This is a genomic window from Saccharothrix sp. HUAS TT1 (genome assembly GCF_040744945.1).
GTDB lineage: Bacteria > Actinomycetota > Actinomycetes > Mycobacteriales > Pseudonocardiaceae > Actinosynnema.
The window spans coordinates 84,817-104,920 of the sequence record NZ_CP160454.1 but is presented as its reverse complement, the minus strand read 5'-3'; the positions used below and the strand labels follow the sequence as shown (position 1 = coordinate 104,920).

General features: G+C 73.9%; 30 protein-coding genes. 2 read left to right on the top strand and 28 right to left on the bottom strand.

Features of this window, described 5'->3' with window-relative positions; all coding sequences use genetic code 11:
* The first annotated feature begins 41 nt into the window (after positions 1-41).
* Positions 42-995, top strand: a complete 954-nt coding sequence (locus AB0F89_RS38090; protein WP_367139259.1) for a hypothetical protein — start codon at positions 42-44, stop codon at positions 993-995.
* Between the two features lie 95 nt (positions 996-1,090).
* Here the strand turns inward: AB0F89_RS38090 and AB0F89_RS38085 are convergent, their stop codons facing one another.
* The 26 genes from AB0F89_RS38085 to AB0F89_RS37960 all read right to left on the bottom strand — a co-directional run bounded on the left by AB0F89_RS38085 (position 1,091) and on the right by AB0F89_RS37960 (position 17,076).
* Positions 1,091-1,597: a hypothetical protein gene (locus AB0F89_RS38085; protein WP_367139257.1), complete on the bottom strand. Its 507-nt coding sequence runs from the start codon at positions 1,595-1,597 to the stop codon at positions 1,091-1,093.
* A complete protein-coding gene (locus AB0F89_RS38080; protein ID WP_367139255.1) occupies positions 1,594-2,166 on the bottom strand; it encodes a hypothetical protein in 573 nt (190 codons plus the stop codon). Before AB0F89_RS38080 ends, AB0F89_RS38085 begins: the two co-directional genes overlap by 4 nt.
* Positions 2,163-2,702, bottom strand: a complete 540-nt coding sequence (locus tag AB0F89_RS38075; RefSeq protein ID WP_367139253.1) for a DUF1643 domain-containing protein — start codon at positions 2,700-2,702, stop codon at positions 2,163-2,165. The genes AB0F89_RS38080 and AB0F89_RS38075 overlap by 4 nt, the downstream gene beginning before the upstream one ends.
* Positions 2,702-3,199, bottom strand: a complete 498-nt coding sequence (locus AB0F89_RS38070) for a hypothetical protein (RefSeq protein WP_367139251.1) — start codon at positions 3,197-3,199, stop codon at positions 2,702-2,704. The genes AB0F89_RS38075 and AB0F89_RS38070 overlap by 1 nt, the downstream gene beginning before the upstream one ends.
* A gap of 24 nt (positions 3,200-3,223) precedes the next feature.
* Positions 3,224-4,087, bottom strand: a complete 864-nt coding sequence (locus AB0F89_RS38065; RefSeq protein WP_367139249.1) for a LysM peptidoglycan-binding domain-containing protein — start codon at positions 4,085-4,087, stop codon at positions 3,224-3,226.
* Complete coding sequence (locus AB0F89_RS38060; protein WP_367139247.1) at positions 4,084-4,617, bottom strand: hypothetical protein; 534 nt, start codon at positions 4,615-4,617, stop codon at positions 4,084-4,086. Before AB0F89_RS38060 ends, AB0F89_RS38065 begins: the two co-directional genes overlap by 4 nt.
* Positions 4,618-4,671: 54 nt before the next feature.
* Positions 4,672-5,025, bottom strand: coding sequence for a hypothetical protein (locus AB0F89_RS38055; RefSeq protein ID WP_367139752.1), 354 nt, complete (start codon positions 5,023-5,025; stop codon positions 4,672-4,674).
* Between the two features lie 3 nt (positions 5,026-5,028).
* Positions 5,029-5,343 (bottom strand): hypothetical protein, encoded by a 315-nt coding sequence (locus AB0F89_RS38050; protein WP_367139750.1) that lies wholly within the window; start codon positions 5,341-5,343, stop codon positions 5,029-5,031.
* Between the two features lie 33 nt (positions 5,344-5,376).
* Positions 5,377-6,219 carry a hypothetical protein gene (locus AB0F89_RS38045; protein WP_367139748.1) on the bottom strand — a complete coding sequence of 281 codons (843 nt, stop codon included), beginning with the start codon at positions 6,217-6,219 and terminating at the stop codon, positions 5,377-5,379.
* Positions 6,216-7,061: a hypothetical protein gene (locus AB0F89_RS38040; protein ID WP_367139746.1), complete on the bottom strand. Its 846-nt coding sequence runs from the start codon at positions 7,059-7,061 to the stop codon at positions 6,216-6,218. The genes AB0F89_RS38045 and AB0F89_RS38040 overlap by 4 nt, the downstream gene beginning before the upstream one ends.
* Complete coding sequence (locus tag AB0F89_RS38035) at positions 7,058-7,294, bottom strand: hypothetical protein (protein WP_367139744.1); 237 nt, start codon at positions 7,292-7,294, stop codon at positions 7,058-7,060. Before AB0F89_RS38035 ends, AB0F89_RS38040 begins: the two co-directional genes overlap by 4 nt.
* The gene (locus AB0F89_RS38030; RefSeq protein WP_367139742.1) at positions 7,291-7,755 is read right to left on the bottom strand and encodes a hypothetical protein; all 465 of its coding nucleotides are present in this window, start codon (positions 7,753-7,755) and stop codon (positions 7,291-7,293) included. The genes AB0F89_RS38035 and AB0F89_RS38030 overlap by 4 nt, the downstream gene beginning before the upstream one ends.
* Positions 7,756-7,870: 115 nt before the next feature.
* Positions 7,871-8,380 (bottom strand): hypothetical protein, encoded by a 510-nt coding sequence (locus tag AB0F89_RS38025; RefSeq protein ID WP_367139740.1) that lies wholly within the window; start codon positions 8,378-8,380, stop codon positions 7,871-7,873.
* A gap of 50 nt (positions 8,381-8,430) precedes the next feature.
* Positions 8,431-9,663, bottom strand: coding sequence for a tyrosine-type recombinase/integrase (locus tag AB0F89_RS38020; RefSeq protein WP_367139738.1), 1,233 nt, complete (start codon positions 9,661-9,663; stop codon positions 8,431-8,433).
* The gene (locus AB0F89_RS38015; protein WP_367139736.1) at positions 9,660-9,881 is read right to left on the bottom strand and encodes a hypothetical protein; all 222 of its coding nucleotides are present in this window, start codon (positions 9,879-9,881) and stop codon (positions 9,660-9,662) included. The genes AB0F89_RS38020 and AB0F89_RS38015 overlap by 4 nt, the downstream gene beginning before the upstream one ends.
* Positions 9,878-10,423 carry a hypothetical protein gene (locus AB0F89_RS38010; protein ID WP_367139734.1) on the bottom strand — a complete coding sequence of 182 codons (546 nt, stop codon included), beginning with the start codon at positions 10,421-10,423 and terminating at the stop codon, positions 9,878-9,880. The genes AB0F89_RS38015 and AB0F89_RS38010 overlap by 4 nt, the downstream gene beginning before the upstream one ends.
* A complete protein-coding gene (locus tag AB0F89_RS38005) occupies positions 10,420-11,613 on the bottom strand; it encodes a hypothetical protein (RefSeq protein ID WP_367139732.1) in 1,194 nt (397 codons plus the stop codon). The genes AB0F89_RS38010 and AB0F89_RS38005 overlap by 4 nt, the downstream gene beginning before the upstream one ends.
* Before the next feature lie 49 nt (positions 11,614-11,662).
* A complete protein-coding gene (locus AB0F89_RS38000) occupies positions 11,663-12,163 on the bottom strand; it encodes a hypothetical protein (RefSeq protein WP_367139730.1) in 501 nt (166 codons plus the stop codon).
* Between the two features lie 81 nt (positions 12,164-12,244).
* Entirely contained in the window at positions 12,245-12,610 is a 366-nt protein-coding gene (locus AB0F89_RS37995) for a hypothetical protein (RefSeq protein WP_367139728.1), read from the bottom strand.
* A complete protein-coding gene (locus tag AB0F89_RS37990; RefSeq protein ID WP_367139726.1) occupies positions 12,607-12,918 on the bottom strand; it encodes a hypothetical protein in 312 nt (103 codons plus the stop codon). The genes AB0F89_RS37995 and AB0F89_RS37990 overlap by 4 nt, the downstream gene beginning before the upstream one ends.
* Positions 12,915-13,298 (bottom strand): hypothetical protein, encoded by a 384-nt coding sequence (locus AB0F89_RS37985; RefSeq protein ID WP_367139724.1) that lies wholly within the window; start codon positions 13,296-13,298, stop codon positions 12,915-12,917. The genes AB0F89_RS37990 and AB0F89_RS37985 overlap by 4 nt, the downstream gene beginning before the upstream one ends.
* Positions 13,295-14,023, bottom strand: a complete 729-nt coding sequence (locus tag AB0F89_RS37980; protein WP_367139722.1) for a hypothetical protein — start codon at positions 14,021-14,023, stop codon at positions 13,295-13,297. The genes AB0F89_RS37985 and AB0F89_RS37980 overlap by 4 nt, the downstream gene beginning before the upstream one ends.
* Positions 14,024-14,047: 24 nt before the next feature.
* Entirely contained in the window at positions 14,048-15,184 is a 1,137-nt protein-coding gene (locus AB0F89_RS37975; RefSeq protein ID WP_367139720.1) for a hypothetical protein, read from the bottom strand.
* Between the two features lie 34 nt (positions 15,185-15,218).
* The gene (locus tag AB0F89_RS37970) at positions 15,219-15,488 is read right to left on the bottom strand and encodes a hypothetical protein (protein ID WP_367139718.1); all 270 of its coding nucleotides are present in this window, start codon (positions 15,486-15,488) and stop codon (positions 15,219-15,221) included.
* Positions 15,479-15,784 carry a hypothetical protein gene (locus AB0F89_RS37965; RefSeq protein ID WP_367139716.1) on the bottom strand — a complete coding sequence of 102 codons (306 nt, stop codon included), beginning with the start codon at positions 15,782-15,784 and terminating at the stop codon, positions 15,479-15,481. The genes AB0F89_RS37970 and AB0F89_RS37965 overlap by 10 nt, the downstream gene beginning before the upstream one ends.
* Positions 15,781-17,076, bottom strand: coding sequence for a hypothetical protein (locus tag AB0F89_RS37960; RefSeq protein ID WP_367139714.1), 1,296 nt, complete (start codon positions 17,074-17,076; stop codon positions 15,781-15,783). Before AB0F89_RS37960 ends, AB0F89_RS37965 begins: the two co-directional genes overlap by 4 nt.
* Positions 17,077-17,306: 230 nt before the next feature.
* Between AB0F89_RS37960 and AB0F89_RS37955 the strand changes: the two genes are divergently transcribed.
* Positions 17,307-18,116 carry a hypothetical protein gene (locus AB0F89_RS37955; protein WP_367139712.1) on the top strand — a complete coding sequence of 270 codons (810 nt, stop codon included), beginning with the start codon at positions 17,307-17,309 and terminating at the stop codon, positions 18,114-18,116.
* 357 nt (positions 18,117-18,473) lie between these two features.
* On the opposite strand, the gene AB0F89_RS37950 is transcribed toward AB0F89_RS37955, so the two are convergent.
* Together AB0F89_RS37950 and AB0F89_RS37945 are read right to left on the bottom strand one after the other, a co-directional pair.
* Complete coding sequence (locus AB0F89_RS37950) at positions 18,474-19,304, bottom strand: hypothetical protein (RefSeq protein WP_367139710.1); 831 nt, start codon at positions 19,302-19,304, stop codon at positions 18,474-18,476.
* 36 nt (positions 19,305-19,340) lie between these two features.
* Positions 19,341-20,042, bottom strand: coding sequence for a hypothetical protein (locus AB0F89_RS37945; protein WP_367139708.1), 702 nt, complete (start codon positions 20,040-20,042; stop codon positions 19,341-19,343).
* Positions 20,043-20,104 lie beyond the last annotated feature (62 nt).

Below are 20,104 nucleotides of genomic sequence, written 5' to 3'. Positions count from 1 at the left end.
CACGGCCGCCGTCGGGTCGCCGATCGAGAGAGGAGCCGGACGTGACCGGTCCGAGGTTCAGCGCGCCACCGGAGCGCAGCACCGTCTACCAGGCGATCATGCACGGCCGGTTCACGCCGGTGACGCTGCCCGTCCTGGAGGACTACGACACGTTCACGGCCGCGTCGGAGGCGGCGGGCAACGCCACCCGGGCGATGATGGGCCTGACCGACGACGTGGTCGGGTTCCACCTCGTCGGCCGCGACGGGCCCGACGAGCCGCTGTACCGGTCGCGGTGGCGGTTGACGGGCCGGGTGAGCGGGCCGGCGCTGCTGATGCACACCGTCGACCCCTACGACACGATGATCCACTTCCGGTTGTGGCGGTGGCCGCCGGGCGAACGCAAGGAAGTCGTCTACGACGAGCTGTTCCTGAACAAGGCGTACCGGGGCGACCTGGACCCGGTGGTGCCGATGCTGCTGCTGCGGCAGCTGTGGGCGGCCGGGCGCGGCGACATCGAGGAGGACGGCACCCGCCTGCTGACGCTCGGGTCGTTGGGCACCGGCCGGTTCACCCCCACGAGCATGGAGTGGACCGACGCCTACGACGACCGGAACGCCTACACCGTGCCCTACCACTTCGAGGACGACGCGCAGGGCCGGCTGCTGGGCGGCTACGGCTACGTCTACGGGGTGAACATCGCCTACCGGCCCGCGTTGTGGCTGGTCACCCAGGGCGTGCCCGCGTACTCGCGGAAGGTGTCCTACCTCGTCGCCGACCGCGCCGACCACGCCACCTGGTCGAAGCGGTGGGACGACGTCGACGAGCCGGTGCCGCCGTTCACGCCGCTGGACTGGCCGCAGAACCCGGACCCCGGCCCGGCGGGACGCTCGGCCGCCGTGGACGTGGGCCTGGTGGACGCGGTCGAGGAGCCGGGCCCGGCACGGTGGCGGTTCCCGACCGCCGAGCGGATCGCGGCCGGGGACACCCGCGTGCTGCCCGCCGACGGCCGCTGATCGGGCGCGGTGAGCGGGGCCGGACACGGGTCGAGGCCGGACCTCACCCCCAGTCGGGGAGGTCCGGCCTCGAGTACGCGGCCCGCGGGGGCCGGTCAGTCGTGGTCGACGTCGACGACGGCGACGATCGTCCCGCCTGGGTTGGGCGAGGAGGCGATGGTGACGGCGGGGAACCTCACCCGCAGCGCCTGGCCGAGCACGGCGAGCTGGGTGACGACCTGCTGGTCGGGGCCGACGAGGGTGGCGCGGGTGCCAGTGGCGGGCAGCGCGCCGCTGGGGGCGAGCTGGCGGGCGAGCACCTTGAGCCGCCGGTCCTTCTCCTCGGTGGTGTGCCGGTCCCACACGGGCGCGTCGGGGCTGTCCGGGTCGACCTGCGGGACGTGGTCGAACAGGTCGAGTTCGCGCCGGTCGATGTGGTACGAGATTTGCCCGGCCGGGGTGTCGATGTAGAGCATGACGCGATCGGGGAAGGTGGGGTCGTGGTCGCACAGCACCGCGGGGAACAGGGCGGCGAGGACGGCGGCGAGGCGGGCGCGTTCCCGGTACACCTCGTCGAGCTGCTGCTCGATCGGCAGCGCGAGTTTCTGCAGCGGCGTGCTCACGACGCCACCACCTCCTTCTTCTGCTCGGCGGTCAGACCGGGGTCGTCGGCGGTTTCGCGGGCGATCCGGGTGAGGACGGCGCGGCGGCGGGCTGCCCAGCCGGCGCACAGGCGGGCGGGTTGTCCATCGGCCCGGTAGGGCACGCCGTCGACGATCGGCGGGTCGTAGGCGCCGGGGTGGGCGTCGATCTCCATGCCGGAGGGGTGGCGCAGCCGCACGGTGCGCCTCATGCCGTCGTGGCACCAGAAGCGGTCCCCGTCGTGGGCGATGCGTTCCAGGAACTCGGGGTCGCCCCGGTAGGTGGGGTCGCTGTTCTTCTCGGGCGAGTCGGGCCGGTAGGCGCAGTCGCCGCACATGCCGTCGCGGGTCGCGGGGGGCAGGCCGGCGGCGAGCAGCGCGACGGCCTGCGGGTCGGGCGGCTGCTGGTCGAGGTCGTGGACGGGGTCCCAGCAGGTGCAGCCGGCGGGGCCGTCGTTGACCACACCCCAGCAGCAGGTCTGTCCGGTGTCGGGCAGTTCGATCGCGCCCGCGCCGATCCCGGCGCCGCACAGCTGGTACTCGCCGCTCATACCGCCGCCCATTCGATCGGCTCGGCCGGGGTGGTGCGCCGCTGGAGCGGGTGGGCGGGCTGGCCGCCCGCGTTGAGGCCGAGGTGCCACAGCCGGATGCCCGCGTCGGCGAGCTGGCGGCGCACGACCCGGTCGCGGCCGAGGTAGGTGCCGTTGACGCCCCACGCGGCGATGGTCATGACCCGCTGCGGGTCGGTGACGATCCAGCCGTCGTTGCCCGCGCCGACCGGGTCGTGGTGGGTGCGCAGCACGGCGGGACTGGTGGCGCGCAGCGCGAACAGGTTGCGGATGACGATGCCGCCGAAGCCCCACCGCATCGCGTACTTCACGCAGCGGCGCACGGTGGCGTCGTCGCGGCGCTTGTCCGCGGTCGAGGGGTTGAGCATCAGCCAGTGCAGCAGCGCCAGGGCCGGGCTCCACACGCGGGTGAGCTCGAACCGGTAGCTGCCGCACTCCGACAGCACGGCGTCGCGTTCGACGGGCACGCCGCCCATCAGCGGGTCGGTGGGCGGCGGCAGCAGCTCCAGGGTGGTCATCACCGCACCTCCGCGTCGACGCACAGCGTCTCGAACAGCTCCTGGGTGCGCTCGTTGGCGAGGCCACCGTTGCCGACGGCCAGGCACAGCAGGTAGCGGACGGCGCCGTGCACGACCTCGTCGGGGACGGTGCGCAGCAGGGCGCGGGCCTGGATCTCGCCGCCGGCGATGAACGCGGAGATCAGCTTGTGCACGAGGTTGAGCGACGGGTACTCGGGCACCCACACGAGGCGTGCCTCGTACGCGGCGGCGGCGGCCGGGCCTTCGCCGTAGCGGACGTTGCGGGAGAGCACGAACCGGGTGAGCAGCAGGCCGGTTTCGCGCCACGGGTCGTCGACACGCTCGTTCAGCTTCTCGAACAGCTCGTGGGCGTGCTCGGGGCGGCCGTCGTGCTCGATCAGGCCGTCGACGGCGGCGTGCACCAGCACGGCCAGCGGGAGGGCCGTGCGCGGGTCGTGGCGCAGCAGGTGGAGGTCTTTGAACGGGTCCTCGTACATGGTGGTCCTCGGGTCGGGTCGGGGTCAGCGGCGGTCGTCGAGGTGGATCACGGGGGGCGCGGGCGGAGTGGGCGGCTCCGCTGCGGCGTGCTCGGACCCCGTGTCGTCGGTATCGGCGTCCCCGTCCGGGATGCTGATCCAGTCGCCGGCGCGGATGGGGTTGCGGTCGGTGATGCCGTTGAGCGCCACCAGGGCGTCGACGGTGGTGCCGAAGCGGGTGGCCAGCTCGGACAGGGTCTCGCCGGGGTTGACGCGGTGCGGGAGCGAGCCGCCGCCGTCGCCGGAGCCGCTGCCCGGCACCATGACGGCCTGGGTCGGGTCGTCTTCCGGGTCGTCGTCGTGCCGGGCGTCTTCGGCGTCCTGCTCGTCCTGCCAGGCGCGGACCGCGGCCAGGTGCCGGGTGCAGGTGTCGGCGTGGCCTTCCTCGCGGTCGTCGGGGTGGTGGCTGTACGGGCCGTTGTCGGTGACGCTCCTGCGGCAGGAGGCGCAGGTCCAGATCACGCGGCGGCCGACGTGCTCGCCGTGCAGGTCCTGGTAGGCGTGGAAGGCCCGTTCGGCGGCCGAGTGCTGGTCGTCCTCGGTGACGCCGAGTGCGGGGGCGAGGTCGGCCCAGTCGACGCCCTCGCCGCGGGCGCCGCGCACGAAGGTGTCCATGAGCTGGTTGGCGTGCCGGCGCAGGGTTCGGGCGACCAGGACGCCGTCGGCGAAGTCGGTCGGGGTCGTCCACACCGCGCTCGCGCCGGGGCCGACGGGGCGGCGGGTGACCGCCTCGGGGCCGCCGGCGGACACGACGATCTGGAGCAGCAGCGTCTCCATACCGGTGCCGGCCAGGTGGTCGGGCTGTTCCCAGCCGGGGCGTCCGTCTTCGATGCGGTCCAGGCTGATCACGGGTTCCTCCGGGTGTCGGCGGCCGACGCGGGGCTGTCGGAGATGTCGGCGATGCGGTCGGCGCGGGCTCGGAGCATCGCGGCGTGCAGGTGGTAGCGGCTGGCGTGCTCGGGTTGTTCGTCGGCGGCGGCGTCGGCCACCTCGGCGCGCATCCGCAGCAGCTTGGCGAGCCGCGAGGAGGTGACCGGGGTGCCGTCGTGTTCGTCGAGCACGGCCTGGGCCAGCAGGACCAGGGACTTCGGCCAGCCGTTGTAGTCGAGGCCGGGCGCGCCGTCGGTGGTCGACGGCCAGGTGCCGGAGGCGATGTGACCGGCGGTGAGCATGGCGAGCACGTAGCCGGGCGGGAACTCGTCGCCGGGCTGGAGCGGTTCGGCGGCGTCGGCCATGTGCTCCAGGTCGCGGGCGACGCGCGGGTCGGCCGCGGTGATCAGGTGGGCGGCGGTGCGCAGAAGGGTGATCTCGTCGTCGGGCGGCAGCGGGCCGCCCGCTGCCGGGGCCGTGGTGGGCGTGAGGACGGTCGGGGTGGTCAAGGCGTGGCTCCAGTTCATCCGGGTGTCGTTCAGTGTGCACGCGCGCACCGACAGTCACGGTCCGTTGGGGTCGATGCCGGCGGGGTCGGAGGTGGGGCGGGGTGTGCGGGGCGGGGTGAGGATGCCGGGCAGGCCCGCGGCGGCCAGCCGCGCCGAGTCCTGCTCGTAGCGGAACCACGGGTCACGCTGACGGCGGGCGCACTCCTCGACGGTGTGCGGTTCGGTTCCCGGCTCGGGGAACAGGGTGAGCGGCGCGTCGTCGCCCGCCTCGGCTTCCGGGTCGGGGCGGCCGTGCCAGCCGCACACGGTGCAGCGCAGCGACTCGACCCGCTCGGAGGAGCGGCCAGCGCACAGGAAGAAGGTGTCCCGGACGATCTCGGGCGGCTGTGCGGGATCGGGCGGGCGCACCGGTCACTCCTGCCGGGCGGGACGGTCGGGGGGTGCGTCGGCGGCGGCGGTGGCGGGTACGTCCGTGACGGCGTCGAACGGGGGGAAGATCAGTTTCGGTGTAAACGGCCTCCGCGTCGGCAGCTTGGGCAGTTCGATCAGGTCGACGGGCTCGCACGGGGCGGCTTCGGCGCGGGCGAGCGAGGGCGGCAGGAAGTCCGCGGCCGTCGGCTGCGCGAGCAGTTTCTTGATCCGCGCCGTGGCGTCGCCGACCGGCGTCGGCTCGGGCCCTGCGGGCTCGGGCGCTGTCGGGCCGGTGTGCGGGGGCTCGTGATCCATCGGGATTCTCCGTTCCGGCCGGTCAGGGCCGAGTCACTTGGTCGGAGGACGTCGTCGGCGCGGCGGGTCGGCGAGTCGGTGCCCGCGGCGTTCGGCGATTCGGGCCAGGTGGGTGAGGCAGCGCGTGCAGTCGGGCGGGGCGAGGGTGACCGGGCCGAGGAGCAGCGGCGCGGGGCGGGTCGTGCTTTCGCACAGCGTCCGCCCGGCCGGGTGCAGCCGGTTGCGGGCACCCGAGCGGACGTCGGCGTCGGGGACGACGTGCCGGGCGGTGCCGTAGTGGCCGCCGGGGCGGGTGAAGTGCGGTCGGACCCGTACCGGGACGGGCAGCAGGGCGCGGTCACGGCGCCACCGGTCCAGCTTGTCGGGGTCGACCGGTTCCCACAGTTCGGCGTCGTGCTCGCGCAGCTGCGTCCGGATGCCGTCGACGACGGCCCGCATCCCGGGGTGCGCCCACATGCCGGTGGTGTGGTCGTTGGCGTCGAGATACCGCAGCTCGACGTAGTGGCCGAGATGGAAGCGGGCTTCGGCGGCGACGGCGTCGAAGAGAGCACGTCGGGTCGCGGCGCTGCGGTCCGGTTCGCCGAACACGGCCCGGAAGTCGTCGTCGGGCAGCACTTCCAGCAGAGGTCGTCCCGGCCTGGGGTGGACGACCAGCCAGTGCCCGCGCGGGACGCGCACCGTGTCGTCGCCGTCGCCGAGCAGGATGGCGCTGTTCGGGAGCGTACGGCCCCGGTCGGAGTACCGGGAGTACTCGAACGGCACGCGCGGTTCGAGGTCCAGGGTGCGGCCCAGCCCGCGGATCTCCACTTCGCGGGCCGGGTCGGGCTCCACCGGGTAGTGCACGGCCAGCACGGGTTCGCGTGGCCGGTACCTCACCGGGTTTCGCCGTCGACGTCGGGCACGAAGCGGGTGATGGGCCACACGCGGGGGAACAGCACGTCGAGGTGACCGTTGCGGTGGAACGGCTGGAACGCGACGTGGTCGAGCAGGTCGGTCAGCGGTCGCATCACCGGGTGGCGGTGGTCGTAGTCGGGCAGCCGGCCGAACGCCTGGCACAGCCGGGCGGCGTCCATCGTGTCCACGATGACGGTGATGCGGCCGTCGGAGGCCGGTTCGGCGTCGGTGAGTGCCCGGCGAAGCCGGTCGGCGGGCGTGCGGTGGCCCTCGCCGGGCTGCACGCGGGCCAGGTGCACGGCGAGGGGGCCGGCGACGTCGCGCGCAAGGCGGAGTTCGACGGCGCGCGGGGTGCGACCGTCGAAGTGCAGGGCGGTGACGCGCAGGTCGACGTCGGGTTGCGGCACCGGGGTCACGGTGCCCCTGACGACGTCGCGCGGGCCGTTGTCGTAGAACGGCATGAACACGGTGGTCATCAGTAGCCAGTACAGCGGGTCGAGGACGTCGCGTCCGAGGTCGCCAGGGCGGGTGAACGCGCACAGCCGCGCGGCGTCCGCCACGAGCAGGGCGGCGGTCGCTTGGTCACCGGGCGGCTGGGCGAGCAGCGCACGTCGCAGGCGGTCGGCGGCTGCGGAGTCGGGATCGCAGAGCGGCATGGTGACGTCGAGATGCCGGGCCAGGCGCTGCGCCGTGTCGACCCGGCCGGTGAGGGTGATCCTGTGTGGTTCGCCGTCGTCGTCGAACGTCAGGGTGGCGATCCGCAGGTCGGGCGGAGCCTCCCTCCCGCCGCTCCCGGTGGGGCGGAGGTCCTGGTCGTGGTTCACGCGGTGTCGTCCGTTCGGTCAGGTTCGCCGGTCGTGGGCGTGGAGCACGTCGAGGTGGCCGTGGGGTGGAACGGCTCGAACGCGACGGTGGAGAGCAGCCGGGTCGGCGGCAGCAGCCCGGTCGATGCGGCGATGCGACTGCCGGTGAGGACGATCTCGTGGGGTGCGCCGTCGACGAAGCGCAGGGCGGCGACGTGCACGCGATCTTCGCTCGCGGTGGCGGCGCCGGTCACGACGGGTCGCCGGAGCGGGCGGAGCGATCGCGCAGGTAGCGGGTGTGAGTGCCGTAGTAGGGGCCGAACACGGCCTGGTCCAGGCACAGGCGCAGTGGGGCCAGCACCTCGTGGTCGGGGTCGCCGGGCCGGGTGGTGGCGGCGTGGTCGCAGACGAGGGCGGCGACGTGGAGGCCGAGGATGATCGGGACGTGGTCGTGGTCGACGCCGTCGTGGTGGTGCTCGTCGTCGCGGTCGTCGTCGGACTCGTCGGCCGCGGGCTGGTTGTGGGGGCATTCGCGGATCGCGCGCAGGCCCTCGGCGAGGGCCTGCGCGAAGCGGCTCATGGGCTGGTGGTGCGGGGCGTCGGCGGGGGTCCGCGCCGCCTGTTCGGCGATGGAGGCGGCTTCGTCGAGGGTGAACAGCAGGTCCAGCTGCCCGGGTCGCTGTTGCTCGTCGAAGCGGAGGGTGGTGACGCGCACGGGTTCTCCGGGGGTGTCGCGGCCGGTGAAGTGATCTTCCCCATCCTATAACGAGCTGCATCACATGTACATGAGATGCAGCCCGTCGGGTGGTATCCGGCCCTGCTCACGCGCCCTATTCGGGCGCGTCGAGCACTCGCACGCTGTACGCCCTCGGATGGCTCTTGCCGGGGTGCGGCTTCGGCCGGCCGGTGAACGACACGGTCACGCCCAGCGGCAGCGGCGGATCCTGGTCGACCAGGTCGTCCTGCGACACGAACCACGAGGCGGCGCCGGCCGCGTCGGGGTCGGCGCTGACGAACCCGAAGGTCTCCCCGCGGTTCCAGCGGGTCACCCGCCCGACGTGGGCACCGGACGGCGCGTCGACGTCGTCGGCGGGGGCGCCGAAGCGGGCCAGGGCCTGCGCCTTGGGCAGGCGGTGGGCCGCGCCCACGTACTCGAGGCGCGAGGCGCGGTCGAAGCGGGCGAGCCGGTCGGCGAAGGCGTCGGCCTGGTCAGCGCTGTCGAAGCCGGGCACGGTGGTCAGCGCGCCGGTGGCGGTGTCGCGGAGCACGGCGTCGAACCAGGACCGGGCGTCGTCGCCGGGCGCGGCCGGGGTGTGGACGGGCGGGGTGGTGGCGGGCACTGCGGTTCTCCTGGCGGTCGGTGCGGGTGGGTCGGTGCGGGTGGTGGTGGTCAGGCGGCGAGCAGGGTGGCCAGCTCGGCGTCACGGGCGTGGTAGACGGCGGAGACGACCTGGGCGGCGCTGCGCTCCAGCACGTCGCCGACTTCGAGGTAGTCCTGGGTGGTCACCAGCGAGACGTGCCCGACGTCCTGGCGGACGCGGTTGATGTCCACGCCCTTCTTCACCGCGGTCTCGATGTAGGCGTGGCGGAACTGGTGGGGCCGGATGGTGTCCAGGATCGGCTTGAGTTCGAGCGCCGCGCCGCGCACGATGGCGCGTTCGTCGTCGAGCCGGGGGATGCGGACGAGTCGGCGCAGCAGCTGCGCGAGGGCGTCCTCGTGCAGCCGCTTCCCGCCGCGCGCGGTGAACAGCGGCTGTTCGACGCTGCGGTTGCCGACCTGTCCGGCGAGCGAGAGTTCCGTGCCGCCGTCGGGGGCGACCCGCACCGCCAGGTACGCCTCGACGAGGTCGGCGTCGGCGGCCGGGATGACCTGCCAGCGTTCCTTGTCGCCCTTGCCGTCGAGCAGCACCAGCGCCGGGCCGCCCGGGTACTGGCGTTGGAAGTCGGCGACGTCGAGGTTGACCAGCTCCTCGACGCGACAGCCGGTGGAGGCCAGCACGGCGATCATGGCCTCGTTGCGCAGCCGGTACGGGGTGTGGTCGAGCCGGGCGGCGACGCGCACCGCGAAAATCTGCTCCGGGGTCAGGGCGCGGGACTTCTTCGGCGCCTGACCGATCAGGCCGACGTTGCGGCGGGCCTGCCGGTCGAGCAGGTCCTTGGGCGTGAGGTAGACCCGCTTCTCGCGCTGGAGGAACGCGTAGAACGAGCACACCGCCGCCCACCTGCGCTGCCGGGTCTTCTTGGCCTTGGGGTGGCAGTGGTCGAGGAAGTGGGCGTACGCCTCGGCCTGCTTGACGGTGAGTTCCCCGGTGGGGTCGATGCCGCGCATGATCGCGAACGGCACCCACGCGTCCGGCGGCAGCGGCTTGGGGACGCGCACCCCGCCCGGCAGCCCGGCGCGTTCGGTGTTGCGCAGCCCGATGTCCACGGCGTAGGCGTTGCGGGTCTTGGGGTTGGTCAGGCCGTGCAGCCAGTCCACGATCAGCCTGTAGGCGCTCTCGGCGGCGACCCGCGCGGCGTCCTCGTCGCTCCAGGCGGGTTCCCACGTCACCGGGGAGAGGGCGTCGTCGGCGGACGCCTCCTTCCCGGTGACGGCGGGGCTCTCCGGTGCCGGACCGGTCATGGCCGACCCGGCGGGACGGGCAGGAAGCGGCGGCGGACGAGGGCGGCGAGGTCGTCGACGCGGCGGCCTGTGCCGATCAGGGCCGCGACCAGCGCCTGGACACGGCGCGGGTGCGACGTGGCGAGGACGGTGGCGTGCACCGCGCGGACCTGCTCCAGGGAGGGACCGCGGGGCGTCGTCGGCGTGCCGCCGGTGATGTGCGGCGTCGGCGTGGTCACGACTGCTCCGGGGCGACGGGCTGCACGGAGTCGCGGTGGCCGGCCTGGTACCAGCCGCAGTCGCAGAACAAGCCCTTGGCGGGATGGTCGGGGCAGCCGGCGTGGTAGCGCTTCACGGCAGCCAGCAACGAGGGGTGTGCCTGCCGTCCCGCGAGACGCAGGCTGCCGGTGGTGGTGGGGTGACCGTTCCAGCGTTCGACGACCTGGAAGCCCATCGAGTCCAGGGCCAGGTGCAGGCAGTCCAGCTCGTCGGGGTGCAGCACCACGCCGTGCGCGTACTTCGCGCTGTCCCACTGGCTGTCGACGACGTCGACGACCAGCACCGGCCAACCACCCACTTCGGGGATGAGGCTGTACCGGCGGTTCGCGGTGGCCGGGGCGGTCAGGGACGCGCCGGAGTGCGGGACGATCGCGGCGTCGGGCTGCTCGACGTGGAAGCCCCACCGCATCAACGCGAGCAGGGTGGGCATGATGACGTCCGGGTCCAGATGCGGGGGCAGCTCGATCGTTGCGGCCGCGGTGGCGACGCTGGGGGTGTTCACGCGTTCTCCTCGGTGGGTCCGGTGCCGGTGGTCCCGGCGGGGGTGGTCGGGGTGGGGGCGGCGGGGTCGTAGGGCTCCAGCACGATGTCGTCGGCCCAGGGCTCCAGCCGCGGATCGGTGGCGATGATCATTCCGACTTCCCACGCGGTCGGCGTCGGGGTGCGCCGCCGTCCGGCGTGCGTGGGCCAGCGCAGCCGCCAGAAGTGGTGGCGGGTGGTGTCCAGGCGGGCCTCGACGTCGATGCCGTGCAGAGTGCCCAGCTCGTCGGCCAGGCGCTGCACCTCCCGGCCCTTGATGATCTGCTTGCGCGCCCAGGCGTCGACCAGCAGCGGGGACTTCTGGCCGGGCTCGGCGTCGTGCAGGGCGTCCCAGTCGACGAACCGCTGCTCGCGCATCGCTTCGATGTCGGCGACCCGGTAGAGCGGCACCTCGACGGTTTCGCCCCGGCCGATCTCTTTGGGGACGTAGTCGACGCGCGGGATCCACCCGGCGTCGACCATGTGCCGGAAGTCGGTGAGCCGGATCTCCAGGATGGTCGCGCCCCGGTCGGAGGTGACCTGCCGTTCGCCGCGCACCCGCTCGTCGAGCTCGGGGTCGGAGGTGAGCGCGTCGACGTCCTCCACGGCCCACCGGTTCAGCCGGCCGGCGCGGATGCGGCGTTCGGCGGCGACCGCGGCCAGCTCCTCGGCCGTCCAGCCGAGCCGAGCCAGCAGCTCGTCCTCGGGGACGCTGCCCGCGATCCACAGTTCGCGGTCGGCCACCACGTCGTCGATCACGTCGTCGGTGATGAGCACGAGCTGGTCGGGGTCGTAGAGGGCGTAGCTGCGGCGGCCCTTGGTGAACCAGTCGACCACCGGCAGCAGGCTCATCTCGGACAGGCGCTGCACGTCGGTCCACTGCACGTCCAGGCCGGTGCGCTCGGCGAGCAGGGCGGCGACCTTGCCCGCGCCGATCGGGTAGGGCTTGAGCATCTGCACGATCTCCCGGGCGCGGGCCGCCAGGTCGTCGGCCTGCTGCTGCGTCCAGCGGGTGCGGGTGCGGCCGGGGTGCTGCGGGGCGGGGATCAGGCCCTGTTCGCGGGCGCGCTGGAACTGCTCGTAGGTGATGCCCATGTGCTTGTAGAGCTGGTTGGCGCCGTAGCCGTCGGCGCGGGTCTTCGGCGGGGGAGCGGGGCCGTCGGGGTCGGTCATCGGGTACTCCAGGTGAGGGTCGGGGGCGCGTCGCGCGGGGCGGCCGGCGTCAGCGGCGCGGGCGGCGGCGGAACCGGATCGGCGACACGGCGGCGTAGACCACCAGGGCGGTCGTGCCGAAGGCGAACACCGCCACGGCGGTGACGTACCGGCCGCCGGTCAGCAGCAGGTACAGCAGCAGCATGTTCAGCGCGCCGATGGCGGCGCAGGTGGCGAGCCAGCGGCGCAGCGGAACCGGCGGCAGGTCGAGCAGGTGGTCGGCGAGGCGACGGGGCAGGCCGCGAACGCCCGTGGGCGCGGGGCGGTCGCCGAGGACGCGGGCCCGCAGCGCCGCGGTGGCGGCCTCGGCTTCCTGCGGGGTGTCGTACGCCCAGGAGGCGCCGCGCGGGCGCAGGTGCGGCAGGAGGCCGGCCATCCGCTTCCCGTGGATGCGCAGGAAGCGGATGTCGTCGGCGGTGAGGCCGCGCGCACCCTGCGGCGACGGGGTGAACTCGTCGCCGGGCCGGTCGTGCCGGCCGGTGCCCGGCTCGGCGTCGGGTCGCTGGTCCATCCGGGTTCTCCTCGTGACTGGTGGATGAGGAAGTCGGGCAGGTGGCGGGGCCCGCGACGCGGGGTCGCGGGCCCCGGCCGGTCAGCCCGCGCGGTCCTCGTCCCGGCCGGGCCGGTAGGTGGGGTGGAACAGGGGGCGTTGGGTGCTGTTGTGGTCGCCGAACCGGCCGCCGGTGGCCTCGTACAGCTGGTGCAGCGCCTCGCCGAGGCCGATGGCGGTGTGCAGCTGGGTGGCGGCCTGGTCCCGGACGCCGCTGTCGTCGTCGGGCGGGTTCCTGCGCCGGCGGGCGGCGGCATGGTCGAGCAGGTCCCGCCAGTCGGTGAGCCGGGTGTCGCGCTGGTCGCGCAGGTTCTGCGCGTAGGCCTCGATCACCGCGGCCTCCACTGCGGTGTCGACCACCTCGGCGTCGGCGGGCAGGCGGGTGTCGACCTGCTCGTTCGTGGTCATCGGGTCACGTCCTGGTGGTCGTCGTCGCGGGTCGGCGGTCCGCCGGTGGCCTCGTCGGGGCTGCTCTCGCCGGGGTGGCGCAGCAGGGTCGCCGCGCCGATCGCGAGCGCGTACAGCAGTTGGAGGGCGAGCACGAAGGGCACGAACACGGCGAGCACGAGCGCGACGGCCGTCTGGCCCCACACGCCCAGGGCGCGGTTGCCGGCGATGACGCCCATCGCCTCGGCGAGGACGGCGACGTTGTTCGCCATCGTCACGCGGGCGTCGTGCCGGGCCGCCGTCCACGCCGCGCGGGTCGGGGTGTTCACGGCGCCACCACCTGCACGTCGTACTCGTGGGCGCGTTCGCCCCACGTCTTGTACAGGCGCACGCCGCTGTCGAAGGACATGGTCACGCTGATGCCGTCGACCTGGTACTTGGACTCCAGGCGGTGCGCCCGGCCCTGCGGGTCGATCACCACGTCGCCCTCGAACAGGTCGAGCACGGTGCGGACGCGGGTGAACACCGGGTCGGCGGGCGGCGCGCCGGCGTCGGAGGTGAGGTCGTCGTCGGCGGCGGTCCAGCGGCGCAGCAGGAACGCGCCGGACCGGTCGGGGTCGGCCCGGTCCGGGTCGGGCACCCACACGCCGCAGCTGGCGGCCAGGGCGCGGGTGATGGCGGCGAACCGCTCCTGGAAGGCGACGCTCACGCCTGCTCACCGCCCTCGGTGACGGGGACGGCGATGCCTGCGGGCGGGGTGGCGGGGTCGAGGTTGCCGCGCCGGTGGTCGCCGGGCCACACGGGCGTGCCGGTGCGGATCATGTCGGCGACGGCGCGCAGCGCGGTGGGCGACACCCAGTGGGCCTGGTCGAAGTCGTCGGGCAACCGGTCGACCTCGTAGGCGTCGGCGAGCCGGTCGAGCAGCACCGGCCAGTCGTGCTGCTGCGGGCCGCCGCGCCGGCGGGCGCCCGCCGGGTCGAACCGCAGGGTAGGGAAGGCGGCGGCGAGCGTGGATGCCTGGTCGAGGCCGAAGGTCTCGTCGCCGAGCACGATCAGGCTGGTCACGTAGTGCGAGCCGCGGAACAGGTCGAAGCGGGTGCGGGTGGTCGCCGGGTTGGCGTACTTCGCGACCGGGTCGGTGCGGGGACCGGCATCGGTGTCGCGGTCGAAGGTGCGGGCGGCGGGCAGGCGGGTGATGCCCGCGGCGCAGTCGCCGTACCAGAGCACGGCCTGCGCGAGCAGGATCTCGACGGCGTCGCCGTAGCCGTGCCGGTCGGGATGCTGCACGTCGCAGAACAGCAGCGGCGGCAGCGGGTGCGGCACGGGCAGACCGGCGATGCCGGGTAGCGCCGGCGCGGGCCGGTCCGGTGCCTGCGGGTTGGGTGCGGTCTGGTCGGGGTGGCTGGGTAGGCCGGTGTTCGGGTTGGGGATCATGAGGGTCGGGTGTCCTTCCGGCGCTCAGCGCCAGTCGTCGACGCCGGCGGTCGGGCCGTCGTCGGTCTGCTCGTCCTCGTCGTTGTCGTCGTAGTCGGCCGGGGTGGGGATGCTGCCCTGCCGCACGCGCTCGATCGGCTGGTCGACGGTGGCGAGGTTGCCGTCGGACTGCTCGATCACGGCGTAGCGGCCCAGCGCGGCGCCGGGGTTGCGGAACAGCTCGGTGAACAGCACGCCCACGGAGCGGTCCTGCACACTGTCGGCGAACCCGGCGACCGCCACCGGCCAACCGGGGATCGGCTTCGGGGTGTGCACGCGCCCGTCGGGGCGCACGTGGTACGGGTAGGGCACCTTGAGCCGGGGGTCGTGCGGGCCGTCGTGCTGCTGGGGCTGCACGGTGACGACCCGGATGCGGCCCTCGGGCACCTCGGCGGGCTCGTCGTCCAGCGCGAACCAATCGGCCAGCTGCACGCCCTGCCCGGCCCGGAACCCGCCCGCGTGCCGGTCGAGCACGACCAGAGTCTCCACCCGCCTGCCGTCGCGCAGCAGGTCCAGGTGCAGGGCGTGCCGGCCGTTGTACTTCTCGGCCAGCGCGAGGGGGGTGCGGTAGGCGTCGCCGGCCGCTTCGGCGGACACCTCGTCCAGCGCGGGCCGCCCCGTCGCGGACGCGTCGCCGCCGGCGGTGTCGGGTGCGGGCCGGTACATGCGCACGACGCAGTCGGCGTAGTCGTCCAGGGCGGCGCCCAGGGTGGTCTCGGTGTGCTCGTCGGCCAGGAACACCGTCACCTTCGGGGCCTGCGGCACGACCCGGCGGCCGGGCGCGGGCGCGTCGAACTCGAACACCTCGGACAGCGGCTTGTCGGCGGGCACGTCGAGCAGGTCGTGGTCGGTGGTGACGGCGGTGGCGACGTGCCGGCCGTCGCGCCACAGGTTCAGGGCGTAGGCGATGACGCCGGGGCCGAGGTACTTCACCGCGGCGTCGGGCAGCATCGTCCAGTCCGGCCGGGCCTCGCCCACGGGCGTGTAGGAGGCGGTGGTGGCGTCGGCGTAGCGCTGGAGCAGGGTGCCGAGGGCGATCTCCTCGCCTCGGGAGAAGTCGGGCGCGGGGTCGGCGGCGGCGACGAACACGAGTCGGTTGGCGTGGACGGATAGCGGGCTCACGGGTCTCTCTTCTCCGGGTCGGGGGTCGGGCTGGTCAGGGGCAGTGGCCGAGGGTGGGGCAGCCGGCGCGCAGGCAGCGGTCCTGGTCGGCCAGGTCCTCGTGCACGCGCGCCAGCTCCAGGCACGGCTGCGTGCCGTCCGGCAGGGGCGCGCACACCACGAATTCGATCTCGGTCTTGCCGTAGAGGCGGCGGGCCTGCTCGGGCGGCAGCGGGTGGCGCATGTCGTCGGTGACCTGTTCCAGCGCCGCGTTGCAGCCGTCGCAGACGATGATCCTGCCGCTGGGGGTGAGCGCTACGGGCACGACGCGCCCCCGTTCCGGTCGAGGTCGGCGAGGCGTTCGGCCTCGGCGTGCACCACGGTGGTGAACAGGTCGGCCATCTGCGGGGTGACGATCTCCAGCGGCCAGTCGGAGGCGAGCGGCACGGGCGGACCGTCGACGACGTGCACCAGGACCATCAGGTCGGCGTCGGGCGCGGTGACCGAGGCGACGTCGAGCGTGGCGCGCGGGTCGTCGGCGCTGTAGTTGCAGTTCACGACGGTGGTGCCGGGCCGGAGGTTCCCGGCGGCGACGTGGCCGGGCAGCGGGTCGGCGGTCACCGGTCGGCCTGCCGTTCCAGCAGCAGCGCCACCTGCGGGTCGGTGCCGTAAACGGTGACGATCACGCCCTGGCGGTCCAGCTCGGGCAGGGCGTCGTCCTGGCACAGCGGCTTCTCCGCGCCGCGGGTCCACACGCCGACCACGGCCGCCCGCTTGCACGACCCGCCGGCGCACCCGGGCACGGCCGCGGGGATCGGGTTGCGGTTGGCGTCGAGAAACGCGGTGTGCGCGGCGAGCTCGGCCTGGAGGGCGGCGTGCGCGGGGGAGGAGCACAGCGGGACGCGGCGGGAGAGGGTGCCGGCCAGGGCGAGCAGCGCGGTCATCTCCCGATGGGTGACCTGCTCGGGCCGCAGGCGGGTGGCGAGGACGTCGGCGACGGTGTCGCGGGCGTGCGGCACGTACCGGTCGACGTCGACCTCGGCGCTGTCGACCACGTCGAGCAGGGCGTTGCGCCACCTGGACCAGGTGTCGTCGCCGTCGCGGGCCGGCGACGACTGGGCGGCGACCGGGCCGGCGGGTTCGGCCGGTCCGGCACCGGTCGCGGCGAACACGACCTGCACGGCGGGCCACAGCGCGGCGGCCAGCTTGACGCGGCGGGCGTCGCCCGCGCCGACGGCCGGGCTGGAGATCAGCTCGTGGGGGATGGCCACGAGCGCCAGCGCGGTGAACAGCGCGCCGGCGGACACGTGCTCGGCGGAGCGTTCGCCGCACTCGGTGTGGGTGCCGATGCGGTCGAAGCGGCTGCGCCCGTCGGTGGTGTGGACGACGTCGGCCAGCTCGGTGTCCGGGATGAGGCGGCAGCAGTCGCGGCACCACCAGGTGCGGGGCAGCTCGGGCGGTTCGCCGCCGAGCACGCGGCGGGCGTCGAGTTCGCTGACCGGCACCGTCGAGACGGGCGTGTGGGGCAGGACGTCGACGAGGACGGGCAGCACGGCTTCGCGCAGCGGCTTGTCGACGTCGAGGCCGGGGAAGCTGTTCTCGACGGTGATCAGCGAGGCCACGTGCTTGCCCTGGTGGTGCAGCGGGATCTCCCACGAGTCGTTGTCGAGGTACTTCTTCGCGGCGCCGCGGCTGTAGTCGCGGTCGAGGGTGGGCGGCGCGAGCCTGCGGTGGCCGGCGACGACGTAGTGGCCGTAGCTGTGCAGCAGGGCGGCGACGGTCATCTCCTGGCCGCTGACCATTGGGCGCGGGCCGTCGCCGGTGCCGACGGTGCGGTAGCTGACGAGGTAGACGAGCCGGTCGATCGGCACGGGTGGCCGCACCCAGTCGACCGAACCGGGCGATTCGGACATCTTGGACTCCCCTCGGTTCATCGGATAAGAGAAGTTATCCGATGTTCTGATCCTAGCACGTTGACCTTGTTTTGCGTGAATGAAATGCTGACAGCATGGACACCCGCCCACTGGTGCCCCGCGACGAAGTCGTGTGGACCATCCGCCGCATCGTCGCCAACCGCGCCAAGGTTGGCGACCCTGACCTGCACGGACTCCCCGATAATCCGTCCTATCCGGACCCTCGCGGGGTGCTGCGGTACATGCGGATGCACGCCTCGCCGCGCATCCCGGACTGGGTGCTGCGCGCCGAGGCCGCCTACGCCCACCCGTTGATCAACCGCCTGTGGTGGGAGGACCAGATCGAGACGCTGGACTGGATGCGCACCGGCCAGCGGCGCGGCATGTTCCTGTCCGAGATCGCCCACGCCACCGGGATGCGCAGCCGGGAGGGCGCCCGGCAGCGCATGGACCGCCTGGAGGCGTTGTTGCAGTTCGCGCGCCCCTACCTGGACGGCGTGCTGGTCTACCGGCTCCCGGCGGAGCCGAAGCCGTGGCAGCGGTCCCGACCGCCCATCGACGTCGACGCCCTGGCCGAGCGCCGGCGCATCGAGCGGGCCACGGCGGTCGAGCGGCGATGGGTGGAGGCCCACCACGACGAGCTGGTGGCGTTGTCGAAGGCCTTCACCGAGGAGGCCGACCGCTACGGGCTGCTCCCTGCCCGGGACGCGGTGTTCGACGAGGTGACCGGTGATGTGGTCGAGGACGAGGACGACGGCGAGCGGTACCACATCGACCAGCTCGCGGCCGACGTCCGGAACGAGGACGTGACGCCCGGGTCGGTGGCCCGGCTGGGCCTGGCCGTCACCGAGCTGCGCACCGCGCCGAAGGTGCTGGAGCTGGACGTGCCGCGCCCGACGTTGCCGGTGTTCGACGTGCTGCGCCGCGCGGACCGGCTGCGCAAGGACTTCGCCGACCTCGGACACCTCAACCCGCCGGAGAAGCGCCCGAACCGGCCGGTGCGGTTCCGGCGCAAGCCCTCCCCCGACGCGGGTCGGTGACGTCTGCCGACGATCACTCGTCCGGGTGATCGGCGGCGCGTTCACCGCAGGCCCGGCGGCGGGGCGTGCCACTCTCGGTCCCGGTTGCGCCGCGGTTCCTCCCCCCGGACCGCGCGGACCGATCACACAGCGAACGCCGCCGTCCCCTCCCCCTCGGACGGCGGCGTTCGTGCATCCGGAACCACCCGCGCACAGGCCCGTGACCAGGGCGGACGCGGCGATCCTTGACGAAGCGCGGCATATTGTCGCGCCGGATGTCACACCCCTGGCGCCCCGCCGCCCGAGGCTTCGGGGACGGGACGCCGCGCGGGGGCCGATTAATCGCATCGCGGGCTCAACGAGGCGGCCGGCCGCGGGTCACTGCCGGTCGGGACGCTTGCGGGCGGCGGCCAGGAGCAGCCGGATCGCGGCGGGCAGCTCGTCGTCGGTGACCAGGCCGATGCGGAACGGCTCCAGCTCCGGGTAGGAGCCGAGCGCCCACCAGACGCGGCCGGGCGAGTCGTCGTGCGGCGGCTTCACGTGCTCGTTGAACCGCTGCGCCGCGTAGGGGGCTTCGACGACGTTGCCGGTGGCGGTGTGCCACTGGTCGCGGCCGTAGCCGCGGACCGGCCACTGGACGCGACTCCTCCAGTGGAACACCAGGGGCGTGCCGTCGGCGGCGGCGTACTCCCCGGTGTGGCGCAGGCCGTCGACGCGGCCGGCGAGGGCCTGCGCGGCGAGCACGTCGGCCTCGTCGCGGGTGACGGTGAGGCTGCCGTGCTCGCGCAGCAGGTGGGTGAAGCGGTGGAAGATGCCCTCGCCGTCGACCCAGCCGGCCGCGCCGCCGGTCGCGCCGAGGAGCACCCGGTGCTCGAACTCGTCCCCGGCCGGGGTGGTGACGCGGCAGCCGACGGGCGGCTCGTCCGGGAGGCCGATCGGGCTGTCGCCGTCGGCGGTGACCAGCACGGCGTCCTGGAGCCGTTCGAGCAGCGCGGGCCACGCGGGGTCGGGCATCCAGTCGGGTGCGCCGTCGGCGTCGAGGCGGCGGCCGGTCCAGCCGCCGTCGACGCGGGTGAACTCCCGTCGGTGGCCGCGCAGCACGGAGCCGACGGGAGGCTCGTCGGGGACGGCCAGGACGTCTCCGACGACGGCGGCGCCCCGGGCCGGGGCGGGCGCGTGCCGGCTGTCCGGGGAGGGCGTGGGGGGCATGGTGTCTCCGCTTCGCGAGGGTCGGGCGGTGGCGGTTCAGGACGTGGTGGTCGGTGCCGGGGCGTCCGGCTCGACGCGGGCGGCCTTCACCTCGCCGTGGATCTGGTAGACGCGCTTGTCGGTGACCTGGGCGGCCCTGGCGACGTCGGGCACCTTCTCGCCGTTGTCGACGGCCGCGGTGATCGCCTGCCGCCACAGCGCGTCGGCGTCGCTGTTCGCGCCGGCGGTCTGCTGGCGGTGGAAGGCGGCGGCGGCGACGGCGCGGACCGTGCCGGCCTCGCTGGTGATGCGGGCGAGGCGTTCCCGGTGCTTGCGGTCGCGGTCCAGGACCTCCTCCTGGTGGTACGGCAGGCCGGTGCGCACGACGCCGGTGTCGGTGAGGGTGGCGTCGCGGGTGGCTCCGTTCTCGGTGAGCCTCAGCCGCCAGCCGGAGGCGAGGACGAGGGAGCCGTCGGAGACGCTGCGGTGCTCGACCTGGGGCAGGACGAGGTCGAGGCCGCGCAGCACGTAGGGGTCGAAGCCGTCGTAGCCGCCGAGGTGGCTGACCACGACGACGGTGGTCAGTGGGGACACGCCGCTGATGGCGGCCCAGGTGAGCAGGCGCTGCACGTGCTGCTCGGGGATGTCGGCGGTGTAGCCGTCGGTGATCTCCCCGCCGACGAGGTACGGGATCGGCGTGGTGGGGTCGTGGAAGAGGGTGCGGAACGTCGGGGCTTTCAGAGCGGGTGTCGAGGTCATGAACATAGTCAAACGCATTAGAACCAGCTTGTCAAACGCCCTAGAAACTTTGCGCGTCGCGC

What these genes read in the sequence shown, in the direction of transcription:
- AB0F89_RS37980 (WP_367139722.1), bottom strand. Translation starts at nt 14,023, where the DNA reads ATGATCCCCAACCCGAACACCGGCCTACCCAGCCACCCCGACCAGACC.
- AB0F89_RS38080 (WP_367139255.1), bottom strand. Translation starts at nt 2,166, where the DNA reads ATGAGCGGCGAGTACCAGCTGTGCGGCGCCGGGATCGGCGCGGGCGCG.
- AB0F89_RS38070 (WP_367139251.1), bottom strand. Translation starts at nt 3,199, where the DNA reads ATGTACGAGGACCCGTTCAAAGACCTCCACCTGCTGCGCCACGACCCG.
- AB0F89_RS38005 (WP_367139732.1), bottom strand. Translation starts at nt 11,613, where the DNA reads ATGACCGACCCCGACGGCCCCGCTCCCCCGCCGAAGACCCGCGCCGAC.
- AB0F89_RS37995 (WP_367139728.1), bottom strand. Translation starts at nt 12,610, where the DNA reads ATGACCACGAACGAGCAGGTCGACACCCGCCTGCCCGCCGACGCCGAG.
- AB0F89_RS38000 (WP_367139730.1), bottom strand. Translation starts at nt 12,163, where the DNA reads ATGGACCAGCGACCCGACGCCGAGCCGGGCACCGGCCGGCACGACCGG.
- AB0F89_RS37960 (WP_367139714.1), bottom strand. Translation starts at nt 17,076, where the DNA reads ATGTCCGAATCGCCCGGTTCGGTCGACTGGGTGCGGCCACCCGTGCCG.
- AB0F89_RS38020 (WP_367139738.1), bottom strand. Translation starts at nt 9,663, where the DNA reads ATGACCGGTCCGGCACCGGAGAGCCCCGCCGTCACCGGGAAGGAGGCG.
- AB0F89_RS37950 (WP_367139710.1), bottom strand. Translation starts at nt 19,304, where the DNA reads ATGCCCCCCACGCCCTCCCCGGACAGCCGGCACGCGCCCGCCCCGGCC.
- AB0F89_RS37945 (WP_367139708.1), bottom strand. Translation starts at nt 20,042, where the DNA reads ATGACCTCGACACCCGCTCTGAAAGCCCCGACGTTCCGCACCCTCTTC.
- AB0F89_RS38075 (WP_367139253.1), bottom strand. Translation starts at nt 2,702, where the DNA reads ATGACCACCCTGGAGCTGCTGCCGCCGCCCACCGACCCGCTGATGGGC.
- AB0F89_RS38050 (WP_367139750.1), bottom strand. Translation starts at nt 5,343, where the DNA reads ATGGATCACGAGCCCCCGCACACCGGCCCGACAGCGCCCGAGCCCGCA.